1 protein-coding gene is annotated in these 1,922 nt (G+C 33.9%); it reads right to left on the reverse strand.

Going from position 1 to position 1,922, the window contains the following annotated elements; translation table 11 throughout:
* Window positions 1-1,895 (reverse strand): type I glutamate--ammonia ligase (locus tag J418_RS0115285; protein ID WP_017896037.1); only part of this gene is annotated, 1,895 nt, incomplete at its 3' end.
* Window positions 1,896-1,922 lie beyond the last annotated feature (27 nt).

The raw sequence follows: 1,922 nt of genomic DNA on the forward strand, positions 1-1,922 counted from the left end.
TATAGATCAAGTAAATTCTTTTTATAAGTTGAATATGACTGTCTCAATTCAGCTATTTTCTTTTCTATAATTACCTGAAGATCAGATGCTTTAGCATATTCTTTGCTTTCAACTGCTTCTTTTATTTGAGTGAACAAACTTTTTTGTGAGTAAGAATCCTTTAATAAGGCATATCTTAATTCATTTACTTTAGCCCAGTTGGCAAGATCTATATCAAGAGCCTTGTCACTGTGGTGAAGTTGTTTGAAATTTCTTATTTCATCCGAATATTGATTTAAAATTCTGTGCTCTATTTCAACTGTCCATTTCTCTAAAAATGCTTCTTTAAAACTTTCTATAAATTTATCTTTTAATATTCCACCGTTTGTAAGAACCGCTTTCTTTTCAGAATATTTTTCCAGAGCAGATAAATTCTCGTATACAGTGGCAGGAGCTTTTCCATAAAGATCCTCTCTCTGTTCATCTGTATATTCTTCAAATACATCAATTTCACTTCTATAAGCTCTGTCCTTTTCAAGATAATCTGCTGTGTCGCCCTGTTTTTTGGAAAGTTCGGCCAGAAGGTCATCCTCTGTCTTTCCATTTTCAAGTGCATATTTTATTCCATCAAGCATTGCCATATATAGTGCACCTACAGCTATATATGTATTTGTTCCAGGGTTTGGTGCTCTCAATTCAAATCTAGTTGCAAGAGGGCTCTGAAGTTCTCTTACTACTCCTATGAGTACGGATCTGTTTCTGGATGGTACTTCTACAGAACGTCCTATGGAAGTTACTATGCAAACTGGTGCTTCAAATCCAGGTTTTAATCTTCTTAAAGAATCTGTTGTTGATGAAACAAATGGATTTATAACTTCATAATTTTTAAGTATTCCCATTATAGAAGCATATCCGAATGTACTTAAGAAATGATTTTTAGTTGAAGAGAATAAGTTTATCCTCTTGCCATTTTTAAGTTTTAATGCAATACCTATATGAGTATGTTCACCGCTTCCAGCAATTCCATCAACTGGTTTGGCAAGGAAGGTTACATTTAATCCATTCTCCTTGAATGTTTCTTCAATTATGTTCTTTACAAAAGCTTCATTGTCTACGGCTTGAACTGCAGTAGAATATTTCCAGTCAATTTCAAGCTGCTCCATTATCTGATAGTTTCCATCTTTATCTACTTTAGCCTGTATTCCTCCGACTTCCTTGTGGCCCATTTCAGGTTCCAATCCATATATATCCATTGTAGTCAGTGATTGTTCAAGTGAAGTTTTGACTGCACCTTTGGTTCTTGCCCAGTACTGTTCTTTTAAAACCTGTGAAGTGGATAGGGCTTCAACTTCAGTTTTATTGTTTGGAGTATTTACCCAGAATTCAAGTTCAGTAGCACATGTTCCAACAACATCATCTATATCTTCGTATTTTATTCCGAAAGAAGACAGTGATTCCGGATGTTTTTGGAATAAGTCAAATAGATTGGATTTTAAATATTCTATTGAATGCTTCAATATATATCTTGAATCTACTGTTTCATTGTTGTGATATAAAAAGCATGGTATTCTCAAAGTTCCTACAGGTTTTCCTGTTTCTTCGTCAATATTGTCTTTATTATAGTCTACATACCAGTTTACATCTGTATCAGGCAGCATATCTACTTTTGCATTGTCCAAAGTTGCGATTCCAGGCAACACTATTGAAGAACCGTCTGTCTGTACAGCACCTTTCAGGAAAGCATCTATATCATTAAGAAATACTTTTATAGGAATTTTCTCATCTGTATTGTTTCCGGACAAATCTACTCCTACAGCAGATACGAACTTTATTTCTGGATGGGAAGTTAAAATCTGTTTTAGAGCACTTTCTGAATGATTTTCTTTTGCTATTGAATAAATTAAATCTTTTGACATAAGTTTGCCCCCTCATAAATAATAAAA

Source organism: Clostridium tyrobutyricum DSM 2637 = ATCC 25755 = JCM 11008 (genome assembly GCF_000359585.1).
Lineage (GTDB): Bacteria > Bacillota > Clostridia > Clostridiales > Clostridiaceae > Clostridium_B > Clostridium_B tyrobutyricum.